Consider the following 14,321-nt stretch of genomic DNA (forward strand, 5'->3'; position numbering starts at 1 on the left):
ATCGTCGTCAGCGCCTCTCGGCCGCTGATCAAGGTCAGCCATGACTACTCGGACAAGCAGGTGCTGCTGGACGTGCGCGAGGTGTCGGCTTTCACCGGCGAGCCCCATGGCGCCGAGGGCCAGCCATTGGCGTGGGTTGCTCCGCGAGACCTGGACCAGTATGCATTTCCCGAGGCCAATAAACCGATCGTGGCGGCCACGCGCCTGCCGGACCAGTACCTGATCACCCCGGATGGGCTCGATACCCCGGCGTTGCTGCGCGGTATCCAGAAGGCAGTGGCCTCTGGCATCAGGTTGATCCAGTTGCGCGCGCCAGACATGTACGACCCCAAGTACCGCGATGTGGCGGTCGATGCGGTGGGGCTCTGTGCAGGCAAGGCTCTGCTGATGCTCAAGGGACCACTGGAGTGGCTGGGGGACTTCCCGGCTGCAGGTTGGCACCTGACGGCGGCGCAATTGCGCAAGTACGCTGCCAAGGGGCGACCGTTCCCGCAGAATCGCTGGCTGGCGGCGTCCTGCCATAGCGCCGAGGAGTTGGAACTGGCACGGCAGATGGGGGTGGACTTTGTCACCTTGTCGCCAGTACAGCCTACCCAGACCCACCCCGAGGCCACGCCGATTGGCTGGGACGAGGCACAGCGCTTGATTGCAGGCTTCAACCGGCCGGTGTTCCTGCTGGGCGGGGTCGGGCCGGGTGAGCGTGAGCGGGCCCGGGAGGCGGGGGCTCAAGGTGTTGCCGGGATTCGGGCGTTCTGGCCTCAAGCCTGAGTCGTATCCGGGGCCGCTTTGCGGCCCCGATGATCTCAGCTCTGCGGCTTCTCGGCAGGCTGCCACAACACCTCGGCCACCCCCTGGCGTCGGCCGATGATCCGTGCTGCGACAAACAGCAGGTCCGACAACCGGTTGATATAGGCCAACCCCACCCCCTCAAGCGGCTCGACGGCATTCAACTGCTGGCAGCGCCGCTCCGCCGCCCGTGCCTGGGCGCGACACACATGGGCCTGGGCCACCAGCGCCGAGCCGCTGGGCAGAATGAAGTTCTTCAATGGCCCCAGCTCCTCGTTCCACCTATCGATGACCGCTTCCAGGCGCTGCACTTCGGCCTGGTCCAGCGCCTGGTAACTGGGCATCGCCAGCTCGCCGCCGAGGTCGAACAGACGATGCTGACAAGGCGCCAACACCTCGCTCAGCTCATCCAGGCCTTGCTCGGCCAGCCCGGCGAGCAGCACGCCCAACTGGCTGTTGAGCATGTCCACCTCGCCGATGGCCTCGATGCGCGGATGGTCCTTGGGGACGCGGCGACCGTCGCCAAGGCCGGTCTCGCCCTTGTCGCCGGTACGGGTGTAGATCTTCGACAGGCGATAGCCCATGTCATGCCTCCGTCTTGGCCGGGGGCATGGCCCCCAGCTGGCTCAAGGGCAGGCGCAGGGTGAAGCAGGTGCCTTGGCCTGGGGTGGAGTGCACCTCCATCTGCCCTTTGTGGTTGTTGGTGATGATGAAGTACGAGACCGAAAGGCCCAGGCCGGTGCCCTGGCCGATCTCCTTGGTGGTGAAGAACGGCTCGAAGGTGCGCTTGCGCACCGACTCGGGCATGCCGATGCCGTTATCTTCGACCTGGATTTCGGCCCATGGCGGGTTGAGGCGGGTGCGCAGGGTGATGCGCCCCGGTTCGCTGGGCGCCGGGCGCTGATGGATGGCCTGGGCGGCGTTCTTCAGCAGGTTGAGCAGCACTTGTTCCAGTTCGTTGGCGGTGCAGGGCACGGGGCCGAGCTCGGGGTCGAACTGACGGACGATGGCCTGGCCCTTGAAGTCGAAGCCCTCCGTCAGGTCGAAGTCGTTGCCGGCGATCTCCACCGCCTGGTCGATCAAGGCGGGCAGGTTGCAAGGCGCCAGTTGGCGGTTGCTGCGGCGGCTGAAGCTGAGCATGTGGGTGACGATCTTCGCGGCCCGCGCGCCGGCCTGCTGGATGCCGTCGAGCAATTGCGGCACCTCGCGGCCGTCCAGGTAGCGGTTGATGCTGGCCAGGTCGATGCCCAGCTCGTCGGCCTGCTCCTGATTGCGCGGCAGTTCCGGCGAAAGACGTCGACGAATGTTCTGCACGTTGTGCAGGATTGCGCCCAGCGGGTTGTTGATCTCGTGGGCCATGCCTGCGGCCAGGCCGCCGACCGAGAGCATCTTTTCCGATTGCACCATCATTTCTTCCAGCGACAGGCGCTGGGTGATGTCGTCGATGCGGATCACCACCCCACGCCCGCCGCCGCCGGTCAGCGGATAGAACGTGAGCGCGTAGTGGCGTGGCTCGTCGTCCTTGGGCCAGGTCACCCGCTCGACCTTCGCTACCCGGTGTTTTTCCACCGTCTCCTTGAGCTGTGGCAGGAATGGTTTGAGTGGCTCGAAAGCGATGAAGATCGGCTGGTTCAGCGCCTCGTCCAGCGGCGTTCCGGAAAGCGCGGTGGCTTCCTGGTTCCATTGCGTGACGTAGAGCTGCTCGTCGAGGGCGATCAGTGCCGAAGGCATGGAGTCGATGATGCTGTTCAGGTAGTTCTGAAAGCCCGTCAGCTTTTTCTCGATCTTGCTGCGCACCTGGACTTCCAGTTCCAGCTTGCGGTTGGTGTGGCGGGTTTCCTCGGCCAGGCCCTGGGCCTGGTCGAAAGCCGACTGGAATTCGTCGCGGGCACGCTTGAGCTGGTCTTCGCGCGCTTCGATACGCGACAGCATGGTGTTGAACGCTTCGGCAAGGCTGCCGATTTCGTCGTCGTTGCCCCGTTGCGCACGCAGGGCGTAGCTCTCCTCGCGGGTCACCTGGCGCGAGAGCTCCTCGAGGCTGTTGATCGGCTGGGTGATCAGGCGCTTGATCTGCCGGGCGATGATCAGCCACAGCAGAATGCTGAACACCAGGATCGCCAGGCTGGCAGACAGGGTGCCGGTATAGAACGCGACCGGCAATTCGCTGCTGGCCACCAGCAGCAGGTGCGCGGGCGGGCTGCCTGGACGGGGCAGGGCGATCAGCTGGGTGCTGCGAAACTCGGTGAGGCGCCAGCCGTCGATGTTGCGGTAGCGCTTGGGCATGCTCAGTGGCTGGCCATGTTGCAGTTGGGCCAGCAGGCGCCCGTCGCTGGCATACACGGCTGCGGCGCGCAGGGGTGAATAGCTGTCGAGCTCCTTGAGCAAGGCGCTGGCGGCTTCTGGGCTGTCGCTGGCGCGCGCGGAAAGCTGTGGATTGGCGACCAACCGGCCGATGGTCTGTAGCGCCTGGGGAGCCATGCTTTCCTGGGTGATCCAGTAGGCGGCGCTGATGAAGGCCAGGTTGGCCACCAGCAGGATGGTGACCAGCAGCACCAGCAGGGCGGCCAGCAGTTTTTGCCCGACCGGGAGGTTTTCCAGGCGTTGGCGCAGGGTCATGGGCGAGGTGATGTCCGTGTCGGTGGGTGGGCAGCGTCAGTCGCTGGGCAGGTTGCGTGCCTGCAGGTTATCGACCAGGCGTTGGCGCAGGTGTTCCAGGCCGGGTGTCGCTTGGCCATGCCGGGCGGCAACGTTGCAGGCATGACCAAGCAGGTAGTGCAGCTCGGTACGTCGGCCTGCGCGCACGTCCTGGTACATCGAAGAGTAGTTGGCCGCGGTCGCCACGATCACCCGCTGGACGTCTTCGGCAAGGTTTTCGGCCGCTTGCGCTTGCCCGGCACTGCGCAGGAGGGTGCTCAGTTCCACGCACAGTTCGTCGACTTCAGGCAGGTGACCAAGCAGCCCGCCATTCTGGCAGTCGTAAAGCACCGTCAGCGGGTTGATGGCGCAATTAAGTGCAAGCTTGCGCCACAGGCGGGTGAGTATGTCCAGCGACCACTCGGCCGGGATGCCGGCCTCGCTCAGATCGCCGAACCATTCGGGGACGCCAGGGTTGCCCGGATCGCCCAGCCAATTGAAGCCCTGGCCAGCAAACCGCACCTGCCAGTCGCGCTCGCGGAACGCACCTTCGGTGCTGGAGGCGAAGATACAGCGGGCGTGGGGAGCCTGCTCGGCCACTTCATCCTGGCTGCCGAGGCCGTTCTGCAGCAGGACCAGCTCAGCACCTTCGGCCAGCCGCGGCGCCAGGCGCGCGATGGCAGGCGCGGCGTCGTAGGCCTTGCACGCCAGCAGCAGGCGGTGGATAGGGCCTTCGCCCTCGCAGGTCTGTGCCGGAATGGCGAATTGTGTTGTCTGGTGCTGTTCGATCAGGGTCAGGCCGCCTTCGGCTTCATAAGCTGCCAGGCGCTGTTCGTCGCGCAGCACCAGGCGCACGGCCTTGCCCGCCCGTGCCAGGCGGCAGGCCCAGAGGCTGCCGAGGCTGCCGGCGCCGAGAATATGCCAGGTGCTGCTCATCTGCGTTTCGCAACCCGTTATAATGAGCCCGCATTTTAACCATCAAACCCGACGCGCTCCATCTTCAAGCCGAGCGCGCTTTTATTTTATGGAGAACAACCATGCCTTCGTTCGACGTGGTATCGGAACTGGACAAGCACGAAGTGCAGAACGCGGTCGAAAACGCCATCAAGGAGCTCGATCGCCGCTACGACCTCAAGGGCAAGGGCAGCTTCGAGTTCAAGGACAAGGAGCAGACCGTGATGCTCACTGCCGAAGCCGAATTTCAGCTCGAGGCGATGATCGAAATCCTGCGCCTGGCGCTGGTCAAGCGCAAGATCGACGTCAAGTGCCTGGAAACCAAGGATCCCTATGCTTCCGGCAAGGAAATGAAACAGGAAGCCAAGTTCCGCGAGGGCATCGACAAGGAGCTGGCGAAGAAGATCGTCGCCCACATCAAGGATGCCAAGCTCAAGGTCCAGGCCGCCATCCAGGGCGAGCAGGTACGGGTCACCGGCAAGAAGCGCGACGACCTGCAGGAAGCCATCGCTGCCCTGCGCGCCAAGGAATTCGACATGCCGCTGCAGTTCAACAACTTCCGCGACTGATTCTGCGGGGCAGGAACCTTGATGGCACATCAATGTCCATCGCTTCCTGCGACCGCTGAATGTCCGGCGGTCTGCTTTACTGTGCACGTGTCGTTCGACATCAGGAGATGAACATGGATTTGAACGCTGAAGTCGATCAACTGGTACGCCAGTCCGAGACTTGGATTCCCTTGATCATGGCGTACGGCAGTCGTTTGTTGCTGGCGCTGCTGACCCTGGCGATTGGCTGGTGGATCACCAACAAGATCAGTGATCGATTGGCCAGGCTCGTCGGCCTGCGGGTGGCTGACCCGGCGTTGCAGGGTTTCATCCGCACGCTGTCCAACATCGTGCTCAAGGTGATGCTGGCGATCAGCGTGGCGTCGATGATCGGCATCGAAACCACCTCGTTCGTCGCTGCCATGGGTGGTGCCGTGCTGGCCATCGGCCTGGCCTTGCAGGGCAGCCTGGCAAACTTTGCCGGTGGCGTGCTGATCCTGCTGTTCCGCCCGTTCCGTATCGGCGACTGGATCGAGGCCCAGGGTGTGAGCGGGACCGTCGACAGCATCCAGATCTTCCACACCGTGCTGCGTAGCGGTGATAACAAGACGGTCATTCTGCCTAACGGCACCTTGTCCAACGGCATCATCGTCAACACCAACCGCCAGCCGACGCGCAAGGTCGTGTTCGACGTGGGTGTGGACTACGAGGCCGACCTGCAGAAGGCGCGCAACGTGCTGCTGGAGCTGGCGCAGGACCCTCGGGTGCTGCCCGACCCAGCGCCTCAGGCGGTGGTTGCCACGCTTGGTGACAGTTCGATCACCGTGTCGCTGCGCCTGTGGACCAAGACTGCCGACTACTGGGACGTGATGTTCATGCTCAATGAGCAGGCGCGCGATCGCCTGAAGGCCGAGGGGATCGACATTCCCTTCCCGCAGCGGGTGATTCGCGTGGTGCAGGAGACTGCCGCGCAGTAACCCACGCTGTACAACGGGGCCCCTGCAGGGGCCCTTGTTTTTTGCGCCTTACACTTGTTCACAGCCAAAGCCGGTGATTTCTGGCATATAGCCTGACCCCTTCTGTCTGCACCCGAAACGCCATCATGAAACCATTGTTGTATATCACTCCTCTGCGGGCCCTGTTGTTCGGCCTGACCCTTGCCCTGTTCGAACTGCTGACCTACCTGGCCAGCGATGCCGTCATGCCTGCCATGCCGGTGGTGGTCGACGATCTCAAGGCCAGCCCTGAATTCATTCCCCACGCCCTGAACCTCTACCTGCTTGGCGGCGTAGTGCTGCAGTGGCTGATCGGCCCGCTGGCCGACCGCTATGGCCGCCGTCCACTGCTGCTGACCGGCTGCGCCTTCTTTGGTGTGGCATGCCTTGCGACCTTCTGGGTGCACGATATCGGCCTGTTCAATCTGCTGCGCCTGCTGCAGGGCATTGGCCTGGGCTTCGTGGTGACGGTGAGCTATCCGGCGCTCAACGAGGCGTTCAGCGAGGCCGACGCGGTGCGCATGATGGCGCTGCTGGCCAACATTGCGTTGCTCTCGCCGTTGCTCGGGCCGCTGGTGGGGACGTTGATGCTGCAGTGGCTCGACTGGCGTTGGCTGTTCGTCGCCTTCGCGGTGGGCGCGGTGCTGTGCTGGGGGCTGCTGTATCGCCTGATGCCCGAAACCCTCGGAGTCGAGCGCCGTGATGGCTCGCGCCTGGCCTTCACGCCCATTCACCTGTTGCCCTTGCTGGCCGGTTACGCGCAGTTGCTGGGCAACCGTCGTTTTGTGGCTGGCAGCGCGGCGTTGGGTTTGGTGGGCTTGCCGCTGATCGGCTGGATCGGCCTGTCGCCGGTCCTGCTGATTCATGACGAGGGGCTGAGCACCCTGGAATACGCGCTGTGGCAGTTACCGGTGTTCGGTGGACTGATCCTCGGCAACCTCATCATCAATCGTATTGCGGATCGTTATCCGCTGCCTGCGCTGGTGCGCGGTGCCCTGTGGCCGTACCTGGCCGGGTTGTGCCTGATGGTGCTGGCGACCTGGTTGTGGCCGACGGTGACCAGTGTGGTCGCAGGCATGTCGCTCTATGCACTGGGATTGGGTGTGGCCAACGCGGTGCTGTACCGCATGACGCTGTTCTCCAGCGAGCAGAGCAAGGGGCTGGTGTCGGCGATGCTGGGGATGATCACCATCGCCTTGCTGGGGCTGGGGGGCGCGGTGTTGGCGATGCTGGGGGCAGGGGCGAGCTTGTTGCACTTTGCCTTGGGTGCAGGGATTGCCGGGGCGCTGGCGCTGTGGCCGTTGTGGTTCGTGGTGGGCGGTCGGCCTGGGGAAGGGGCTGTCGTTCAGTAGGCTTGAAAACGGCGTCGTCCTTTTCGCGGGCTTGCCCGCGAAAAGGATCAGGTGACTGTCAGGGCTGCTCGGTCACCGAGTTCTCTGCCTGCGCCTGCTTGCCGCGTCCCACTTCCTGGCGCCAGTGCAGCGCGATCAGGATCAGCGTGGGCACGCCCAGCAGGGCGGTGATCATGAAGAAGTTGTGATAGCCGAACTTCTCCACCATTACCCCCGAATAGCCGCCGATCAGCCGCGGCAGCAACAGCATGATCGAGCTCAGCAGTGCGTACTGGGTGGCCGAGAACTTCAGGTTGGTCAGGCTCGACAGGTAGGCAACGAACGCCGAGGTCGCCATGCCGGAGCTGAAGTTGTCCAGCGAGATGGTCACCACCAGCATTTCCAGGTTCGGCCCCATGTCGGCCAGCATCACGAACAGGATGTTGGTACCTGCCGACGCCACGCCGCCGATGAACAGGATCGGCAGGATGCCGAAGCGCACGATCAGCAGCCCGCCGACACCGGCACCGACCAGGGTCATGATCAGGCCGAAGATCTTGCTGACGCTGGCGATCTGGTCCTTGGTGAAGCCCATGTCGATGTAGAACACGTTGGCCATGACGCCCATCACGGTGTCCGACATCCGGTACGTGGCGATCAGCCCCAGCAACAGCAAGGCCTGCCAGCGGTAGCGGACGATGAAGTCGTTGACCGGCGTGAGTACCGGCGCCAGGCCGCGGCGGCCCATGGAGGACAGGCAGGCCCAGGTCAGCAGTGCATAGAGGATCAGGCGCAGGAAGGCGCGGTCTTCGAGCAGCAGGTCGAGCATGGTCGAGTCGCCGAACACCACGCTGGCCCAGTCGGTGTTGAACATCTGGGTGAAGCTGGCGGGCACCGACACCAGCAGGATGATCAGCACGAACACCGACACCAGCTGATGCATCAACCCGTAGCGCGCCGCCGACAGCTGCGTGCGCAACGGCACGGGGGGCTCACGCATCACCAGTGTGGTGAACAGCGCCGGCAGCATGAGGATGCCGAACAGCACGTAGGTGCCGGTCCAGGCTTTGTGCAGGTAGCTGAAACCGGTGGAGCCGAACCATTCGGCGAAGAACAGCGCGCCAGCGGTGGCCAGTAGTGCCGCGACCCGATAGCCAGCCATGTAGCTGGCGGCGAGGGCAGCCTGGCGCTGGTCATCGGCGATTTCCAGGCGATAGGCGTCGACGGCGATGTCCTGGGTGGCCGAGGCGAAGGCCACCAGCACCGCCAGGGCGATCAGCCAGGACAGGTGTTTCTGCGGATCGCACAGGCCCATGCCCATGAGCCCTACCACGACCAGCACCTGCGACAGCAGCAGCCACGAGCGACGCCGTCCCATGCCGCCGAGCAGCGGCAGGCGCCATTGGTCGAGCAGCGGCGACCAGACCCATTTGAACGCGTAGGCCAGACCGATCAGGCTGGCATAGCCGATGGTCTCGCGGGCGACACCGGCTTCGCGCAGCCACACCGAAAGCGTTGAAAACACCAGCATGTAGGGCAGGCCGGCGGCGAAACCGAGCAACAACAGCACCAAGGTCGACGGGCTGGCATAGGCAGCGAGCGCAGCGCGCCAGGTTTTACGGGGCATGGGCCAACATCTGCCTCAAGTTTGCGAAAACAAAGCGCGCACTCTAACCGCTGTGCTCCATTGGGCGCCAGCCATGGCGCGACATATCCACTCGATTATTGGTCACATTCACGCCCTCTGCGCGCAGCCTGGCGCGTTGTTCGTCGCCCGACGGCGTACCCAACGCGAGGCTCAGGCGGCCACCGGCCCCGAGCACCCGGTGCCACGGCAGGCGTGTGTCAGACGGCAGTTGCCCGAGGGTGCGCCCGACCCAGCGTGCAGCGCGGCCAAGGCCGGCCAGTTCCGCCAATTGGCCGTAACTGATCACCTTGCCAGCCGGCACTTGGCCAAGGACCGAATACAGTGCCATTCGTCGGGCTTCGGGATCGTCCGGATGCGGAATCGATTGATCAGACATCAGTCAATTCCTGACCTGAAGGTGAAACAAGATGAAAGATTGGCGGAAATGAGAATTGAACTCGTAGGCATAGGCCCGGTCTGTCCTTGCTCTGGTCGTGGGTATCTGGATAATGCCCGACTTTTTTCGTCCAACCGAACGCAAATTCTGCCTATGTCCTCTAGAGCTTTGCTGTGCCTTTTCGCCGCCACCCTATCTGCGCCCGTGCTGGCCGACACCGTCTGGATGAAGAACGGTGACCGCCTGAGCGGCAAGATCAAGGTCTTCGACGGCGGCAAGCTGCTGCTCGAAACACCCTATGGCGGCAGTATCGCCCTGGACTGGAAGCAGGTTCAGACCCTCGAAAGCGACCAGGAACTGTTGGTCAAGCAGGACGCCTACTCCGGCGAGAAGGCCAAGTCGCTCAAGGCCGCCGAAGCCGGCAAGGTGACCCTGGCCAACGGCGATGCGCCCAAGACCGTGGAGCTCGCCAGTATCGAGCAGATTATGAAGCCGCGCCCGCTGGTCGAGGACTTCCTGTGGAAAGGTAATGTCGACCTGGCGCTGGACTACAAGCGTGCCGAAAACGACACCGACGACTACGACGTCAGCTTCAAGACCACCGCGCGCCATGGCCGCTGGCGGCACAACGCCGAAGGCGAGTACAACCGCGAAACCAAGGACGATGTCACCACCACCAACAACTGGAGCGCCGAGTACGCGCTGGACCGTTTCCTCACCGAAAAATGGTTCTGGCAGGGGCGCCTGGAATACAAGCGTGACCAGATCGAGAATCTGGCGCGCCAGCGTACCATCGGTACTGGCCCGGGCTATCAGTTCTGGGACGACGAGCTGGGCGCGTTCTCGCTTGGTTCGCTGATCAACCGCACCGACTACGAATACCGCGATGGCGGCAAGGATAACTTCTATTCGGCAGCGGTTAAGTGGGACTACAACCGCTACCTGATCGGCAAGAAGGTCGAGTTCTTCACCACCGGCGAGTTGGGCAAGCCATTCGGTTCGGTCGCCGATTACTCGCTGGATGCCGAGATGGGCCTGCGCTACAAGGTGACCGAGTGGGCCTCGCTCAACCTCAAGGCCGAGAAGGACCTGATCAAGGGCACCAGCGACAGCGACCTGGACAAGACCCGCTACACCGCAGGTTTCGGTGTGGCCTGGTAAGACCGTTCCCACGGGGCTGTACAGCGCTCCTGTGGCAGGCGGCGGTGATAATGATTATCTTGTCACCCATCCAGTCCGCTGCCCCAGGAGTTCCCCGTGAGTACCAACGCCATCCGCCCCGCCCGGGAACTGCTGCTCGAAGAGTACCGCGGCGTTCTCTCGACCCTGTCCAAGTCCATGCCCGGCTTCCCCTTCGGTTCGGTGGTGCCCTACTGCCTGGACGCCCAAGGGCACCCGCTGATCCTCATCAGCCGTATCGCCCAGCACACCCATAACCTGCAGAAGGATGCCAAGTGCTCGCTGCTGGTGGGCGAGCGTGACGCCGAGGACGTGCAGGCGGTCGGTCGCCTGACAGTGATGGCCGAGGCGCGCAAGCTGACCGACGAAGCCGCCATCGACGCGGCTGCTGCGCGCTACTACCGGTACTTCCCCGATGCCAGCAACTACCACAAGGCCCACGATTTCGATTTCTGGGTGCTGGAACCTGTGCGGCATCGCTACATCGGCGGTTTCGGCGCAATCCACTGGCTGGACGACGTCACCTTGGCCAACCCTTTCGCCGGGGCGGCAGAAGCCAGCATGATCGAGCACATGAACAGCGATCATGCCAACGCCATCGCCCATTACGTCGAGCTCACCGGTCTACCGCGCAGTGCACCGGCCGAGATGGTCGGCATCGACAGCGAGGGGATGCACCTGCGCATCGGCCAGGCGATTCACTGGCTGGCGTTCCCGAACACTTGCAATACGCCGACACAAGTGCGCGAAGCCTTGGTATTGCTGGCACGCGCCGACCAGTGGCCCACTCCGGCGAAGGTCGAGGGTTGAAATCGCGAGCAGTTGCATCCATCTGAGGTCTTATTGGAAGGTTCTCTTCCGTCGAGGAATCCTTGATGCGTGCTTTTCTACTGCTGTTCCTGATTTTTCCGGTGCTGGAGTTGTTCGTCTTCGTCAAAGTCAGCGCCGCCATTGGTTTCTTCCCGGCGCTGTTGCTGATCATCGCCGGTTCCGCCCTCGGCCTGCTGGTCATGCGCCTGGCCGGTCTGGCGACGGCGCTGCGCGCCCGTGAAAGCCTGCAGCGCGGCGAACTGCCCGCTGAGGACATGTTCCAGGGGCTGATGCTGGCCGTGGGTGGTGGTTTGCTGCTGCTGCCGGGCTTCATCAGCGATGTGCTGGGCCTGCTGTGCCTGCTGCCCTTTACCCGCCATCTGGTTGCGCGCAAGTTGCGTCAACGGGCCGAGGCCCAGGCCACGCGCCAGCGGGCGTTCCAGGATGATCCGTTCAACGGGCAGCCGCGCGATGGCGGTCACCGTCCGAATGTGATCGAGGGCGAATACGAGCGCCGCGATCAGTGATCGACAAATGAACCCAAGGGGGCCGCTATGCGGCCCCTGCTTTTTTCGGCCTTTGCACGCCGATTAAAAAAATTCCATGGCAAGCCTTGTAATCGAATCGAGCGGCCTCATGTATGTGTCACCGCAAGGTTTCTGGTGGCGACACCAGACATGACACGCGGGGTTCGCAGGCCGCGAGCCCCCTCCGGCAACGCCGGATAGCCTCAACCGCCGGTGTCGACACCGGCCGATGAAAACCACAATTTGGGAGAGATCGACAATGAAGCTTCGTCCTCTGCATGACCGCGTCGTCATCCGTCGCAGCGAAGAAGAATCGAAAACCGCTGGCGGTATCGTCCTGCCGGGTTCGGCCGCTGAAAAACCGAACCGCGGCGAAGTTGTCGCCGTTGGCACCGGTCGCGTCCTGGACAACGGCGAAGTTCGCGCGCTGGCCGTGAAAGTGGGTGACAAAGTGGTTTTCGGCCCTTACTCGGGCAGCAACACCGTGAAAGTCGATGGCGAAGACCTGCTGGTGATGGCCGAGAACGAAATCCTCGCCGTCATCGAAGGCTGATTTCCCCGATTTCCCTGCTAAAGAATTCCAAGGATTAAACGATCATGGCTGCTAAAGACGTAAAATTCGGCGATTCCGCCCGCAAGAAAATGCTCGTTGGTGTCAACGTTCTGGCTGACGCTGTCAAAGCCACCCTGGGCCCGAAAGGCCGTAACGTTGTCCTGGCCAAGAGCTTCGGCGCTCCAACCATCACCAAAGACGGTGTTTCGGTTGCCAAGGAAATCGAACTGAAGGACGCCTTCGAGAACATGGGCGCCCAGCTGGTCAAGGAAGTTGCTTCCAAGGCCAACGACGCTGCCGGTGACGGCACCACCACTGCTACCGTTCTGGCTCAGGCCATTGTCAACGAAGGCCTGAAGGCCGTCGCTGCCGGCATGAACCCGATGGACCTCAAGCGCGGTATCGACAAGGCCACCGCTGCCGTCGTCGCCGAGCTGAAGAACCTGTCCAAGCCATGCGCCGACTCCAAGGCCATCGCTCAGGTCGGCACCATCTCCGCCAACTCCGACAGCTCCATCGGTGAAATCATCGCCGAAGCCATGGAAAAAGTCGGTAAAGAAGGCGTGATCACCGTTGAAGAAGGCTCGGGCCTGGAAAACGAACTGTCCGTCGTAGAAGGTATGCAGTTCGACCGTGGCTACCTGTCGCCGTACTTCATCAACAAGCCTGACACCATGGTTGCCGAGCTCGAAGGCCCGCTGCTGCTGCTGGTCGACAAGAAGATCTCGAACATCCGCGAACTGCTGCCTGTTCTGGAAGCTGTTGCCAAGTCGGGCCGTCCGCTGCTGATCGTCGCCGAAGACGTCGAAGGCGAAGCCCTGGCTACCCTGGTGGTCAACAACATGCGCGGCATCGTCAAGGTTGCTGCGGTCAAGGCCCCAGGCTTTGGCGACCGCCGCAAGGCCATGCTGCAGGACATCGCCGTCCTGACCGGCGGCCAGGTCATCTCCGAAGAAATCGGCCTGACCCTGGAAACCACCACCCTGGAGCACCTGGGCAACGCCAAGCGCGTCATCCTGTCCAAGGAAAACACCACCATCATCGACGGTGCTGGCGTTGACGCCGACATCGAAGCACGCGTCAAGCAGATCCGTGCCCAGATCGAAGAGACTTCCTCGGACTACGACCGTGAGAAGCTGCAAGAGCGTCTGGCCAAGCTGGCTGGCGGTGTTGCCGTGATCAAGGTCGGTGCTGGCACCGAAGTCGAGATGAAAGAGAAGAAAGCCCGCGTTGAAGACGCCCTGCATGCTACCCGTGCAGCCGTTGAAGAAGGCGTGGTGCCTGGCGGTGGTGTTGCCCTGGTTCGCGCCCTGGCAGCCATTACCGAGCTCAAAGGCGACAACGAAGACCAGAACGTCGGTATCTCCCTGCTGCGTCGCGCTGTCGAAGCGCCGCTGCGTCAGATCACTGCCAACGCCGGCGACGAGCCAAGCGTTGTGGCCGACAAGGTCAAGCAGGGTTCGGGCAACTACGGCTACAACGCCGCTACCGGCGAATACGGCGACATGATCGAGATGGGCATCCTGGACCCAGCCAAGGTCACCCGTTCGGCGCTGCAAGCCGCTGCTTCGATCGGTGGTCTGATGATCACCACCGAGGCCATGGTTGCTGACCTGCCGGAAGACAAGCCAGCTGCTGGCGGCATGCCAGACATGGGCGGCATGGGTGGCATGGGCGGCATGATGTAAGCCAGCCCTGGCCCTAGCTGCATGAAAAAGCCCCGCCTTGTGCGGGGCTTTTTCATGCGCGCGTGTCAGACCTGCGTCGGCTCAGGCAATGCCGCGTTCAGCCACGGTCACCCTTGCCATCCCCCTGCGATAGAGCACCAGGTAATAGCAGCCCAATCCGATCAACCAGCAGAACACGGCGGTCCAGACGTTGTGCGAGAGAAAGTGTGCGCCCTGCATCATCCGGCCTACCGATAGCACCACCCCGACACCTGCCGCGAGGGCGAAGGCACCACGTGCCAGGCGTGGCTTG

General features: G+C 63.0%; 15 protein-coding genes. 9 read left to right on the top strand and 6 right to left on the bottom strand.

What is annotated here, in order from left to right; all coding sequences use genetic code 11:
• Positions 1-768 (top strand): Nudix family hydrolase (locus tag VA602_RS17680; RefSeq protein ID WP_323453841.1); only part of this gene is annotated, 768 nt, incomplete at its 5' end.
• A 35-nt stretch (positions 769-803) separates the two neighbouring features.
• Here the strand turns inward: VA602_RS17680 and VA602_RS17685 are convergent.
• Genes VA602_RS17685 through VA602_RS17695 form a run of 3 tightly spaced genes read right to left on the bottom strand, consistent with a single transcriptional unit; the run spans position 804 to position 4,356 of the window.
• Positions 804-1,370: a cob(I)yrinic acid a,c-diamide adenosyltransferase gene (locus tag VA602_RS17685; RefSeq protein WP_323453842.1), complete on the bottom strand. Its 567-nt coding sequence runs from the start codon at positions 1,368-1,370 to the stop codon at positions 804-806.
• Position 1,371: 1 nt separating this feature from the next.
• Positions 1,372-3,402: an ATP-binding protein gene (locus VA602_RS17690; protein ID WP_065864189.1), complete on the bottom strand. Its 2,031-nt coding sequence runs from the start codon at positions 3,400-3,402 to the stop codon at positions 1,372-1,374.
• Between the two features lie 36 nt (positions 3,403-3,438).
• On the bottom strand, positions 3,439-4,356 hold the full coding sequence (locus VA602_RS17695) for a putative 2-dehydropantoate 2-reductase (protein ID WP_153773181.1): 918 nt from the start codon (positions 4,354-4,356) through the stop codon (positions 3,439-3,441).
• Between the two features lie 101 nt (positions 4,357-4,457).
• On the opposite strand from VA602_RS17695, the gene VA602_RS17700 reads away from it, so the two are divergent.
• The 3 genes from VA602_RS17700 (at position 4,458) to VA602_RS17710 (ending at position 7,269) form a co-directional block, all read left to right on the top strand.
• Positions 4,458-4,943 carry a YajQ family cyclic di-GMP-binding protein gene (locus tag VA602_RS17700; protein WP_054894023.1) on the top strand — a complete coding sequence of 162 codons (486 nt, stop codon included), beginning with the start codon at positions 4,458-4,460 and terminating at the stop codon, positions 4,941-4,943.
• 113 nt (positions 4,944-5,056) lie between these two features.
• Positions 5,057-5,899, top strand: a complete 843-nt coding sequence (locus VA602_RS17705; RefSeq protein WP_054894024.1) for a mechanosensitive ion channel family protein — start codon at positions 5,057-5,059, stop codon at positions 5,897-5,899.
• A 125-nt stretch (positions 5,900-6,024) separates the two neighbouring features.
• Positions 6,025-7,269, top strand: a complete 1,245-nt coding sequence (locus VA602_RS17710) for an MFS transporter (protein ID WP_054894025.1) — start codon at positions 6,025-6,027, stop codon at positions 7,267-7,269.
• Positions 7,270-7,327: 58 nt separating this feature from the next.
• Here the strand turns inward: VA602_RS17710 and VA602_RS17715 are convergent, their stop codons facing one another.
• Both VA602_RS17715 and VA602_RS17720 read right to left on the bottom strand, forming a co-directional pair.
• Positions 7,328-8,875 (bottom strand): AmpG family muropeptide MFS transporter, encoded by a 1,548-nt coding sequence (locus VA602_RS17715; protein WP_054893837.1) that lies wholly within the window; start codon positions 8,873-8,875, stop codon positions 7,328-7,330.
• A 43-nt stretch (positions 8,876-8,918) separates the two neighbouring features.
• Complete coding sequence (locus tag VA602_RS17720) at positions 8,919-9,272, bottom strand: MGMT family protein (RefSeq protein ID WP_153773180.1); 354 nt, start codon at positions 9,270-9,272, stop codon at positions 8,919-8,921.
• Between the two features lie 153 nt (positions 9,273-9,425).
• On the opposite strand from VA602_RS17720, the gene VA602_RS17725 reads away from it, so the two are divergent.
• The 5 genes from VA602_RS17725 to groL all read left to right on the top strand — a co-directional run bounded on the left by VA602_RS17725 (position 9,426) and on the right by groL (position 14,029).
• Positions 9,426-10,433 (top strand): DUF481 domain-containing protein, encoded by a 1,008-nt coding sequence (locus VA602_RS17725; RefSeq protein ID WP_065864193.1) that lies wholly within the window; start codon positions 9,426-9,428, stop codon positions 10,431-10,433.
• A gap of 96 nt (positions 10,434-10,529) precedes the next feature.
• Positions 10,530-11,261, top strand: coding sequence for a HugZ family pyridoxamine 5'-phosphate oxidase (locus tag VA602_RS17730; protein WP_054893834.1), 732 nt, complete (start codon positions 10,530-10,532; stop codon positions 11,259-11,261).
• A gap of 65 nt (positions 11,262-11,326) precedes the next feature.
• Positions 11,327-11,788 carry an FxsA family protein gene (locus tag VA602_RS17735; protein WP_054893833.1) on the top strand — a complete coding sequence of 154 codons (462 nt, stop codon included), beginning with the start codon at positions 11,327-11,329 and terminating at the stop codon, positions 11,786-11,788.
• Between the two features lie 259 nt (positions 11,789-12,047).
• Complete coding sequence (locus VA602_RS17740) at positions 12,048-12,341, top strand: co-chaperone GroES (RefSeq protein ID WP_029614823.1); 294 nt, start codon at positions 12,048-12,050, stop codon at positions 12,339-12,341.
• 44 nt (positions 12,342-12,385) lie between these two features.
• Positions 12,386-14,029 carry a chaperonin GroEL gene (gene groL / locus VA602_RS17745; RefSeq protein WP_054893832.1) on the top strand — a complete coding sequence of 548 codons (1,644 nt, stop codon included), beginning with the start codon at positions 12,386-12,388 and terminating at the stop codon, positions 14,027-14,029.
• An 81-nt stretch (positions 14,030-14,110) separates the two neighbouring features.
• Here the strand turns inward: groL and VA602_RS17750 are convergent.
• Positions 14,111-14,321: phosphatase PAP2 family protein (locus tag VA602_RS17750; RefSeq protein ID WP_323453843.1), on the bottom strand; the 211-nt coding region annotated here is incomplete at its 5' end.

Source organism: Pseudomonas machongensis (assembly GCF_034961125.1).
GTDB lineage: Bacteria > Pseudomonadota > Gammaproteobacteria > Pseudomonadales > Pseudomonadaceae > Aquipseudomonas > Aquipseudomonas machongensis.

Bases quoted from the DNA above. Each gene is read 5' to 3' on its own strand.
- VA602_RS17725 (WP_065864193.1), top strand. From the start codon at position 9,426: ATGTCCTCTAGAGCTTTGCTGTGCCTTTTCGCCGCCACCCTATCTGCG.
- VA602_RS17705 (WP_054894024.1), top strand. From the start codon at position 5,057: ATGGATTTGAACGCTGAAGTCGATCAACTGGTACGCCAGTCCGAGACT.
- VA602_RS17735 (WP_054893833.1), top strand. From the start codon at position 11,327: ATGCGTGCTTTTCTACTGCTGTTCCTGATTTTTCCGGTGCTGGAGTTG.
- VA602_RS17740 (WP_029614823.1), top strand. From the start codon at position 12,048: ATGAAGCTTCGTCCTCTGCATGACCGCGTCGTCATCCGTCGCAGCGAA.
- VA602_RS17700 (WP_054894023.1), top strand. From the start codon at position 4,458: ATGCCTTCGTTCGACGTGGTATCGGAACTGGACAAGCACGAAGTGCAG.
- VA602_RS17710 (WP_054894025.1), top strand. From the start codon at position 6,025: ATGAAACCATTGTTGTATATCACTCCTCTGCGGGCCCTGTTGTTCGGC.
- VA602_RS17715 (WP_054893837.1), bottom strand. From the start codon at position 8,875: ATGCCCCGTAAAACCTGGCGCGCTGCGCTCGCTGCCTATGCCAGCCCG.
- VA602_RS17690 (WP_065864189.1), bottom strand. From the start codon at position 3,402: ATGACCCTGCGCCAACGCCTGGAAAACCTCCCGGTCGGGCAAAAACTG.
- groL (WP_054893832.1), top strand. From the start codon at position 12,386: ATGGCTGCTAAAGACGTAAAATTCGGCGATTCCGCCCGCAAGAAAATG.
- VA602_RS17695 (WP_153773181.1), bottom strand. From the start codon at position 4,356: ATGAGCAGCACCTGGCATATTCTCGGCGCCGGCAGCCTCGGCAGCCTC.
- VA602_RS17720 (WP_153773180.1), bottom strand. From the start codon at position 9,272: ATGTCTGATCAATCGATTCCGCATCCGGACGATCCCGAAGCCCGACGA.
- VA602_RS17685 (WP_323453842.1), bottom strand. From the start codon at position 1,370: ATGGGCTATCGCCTGTCGAAGATCTACACCCGTACCGGCGACAAGGGC.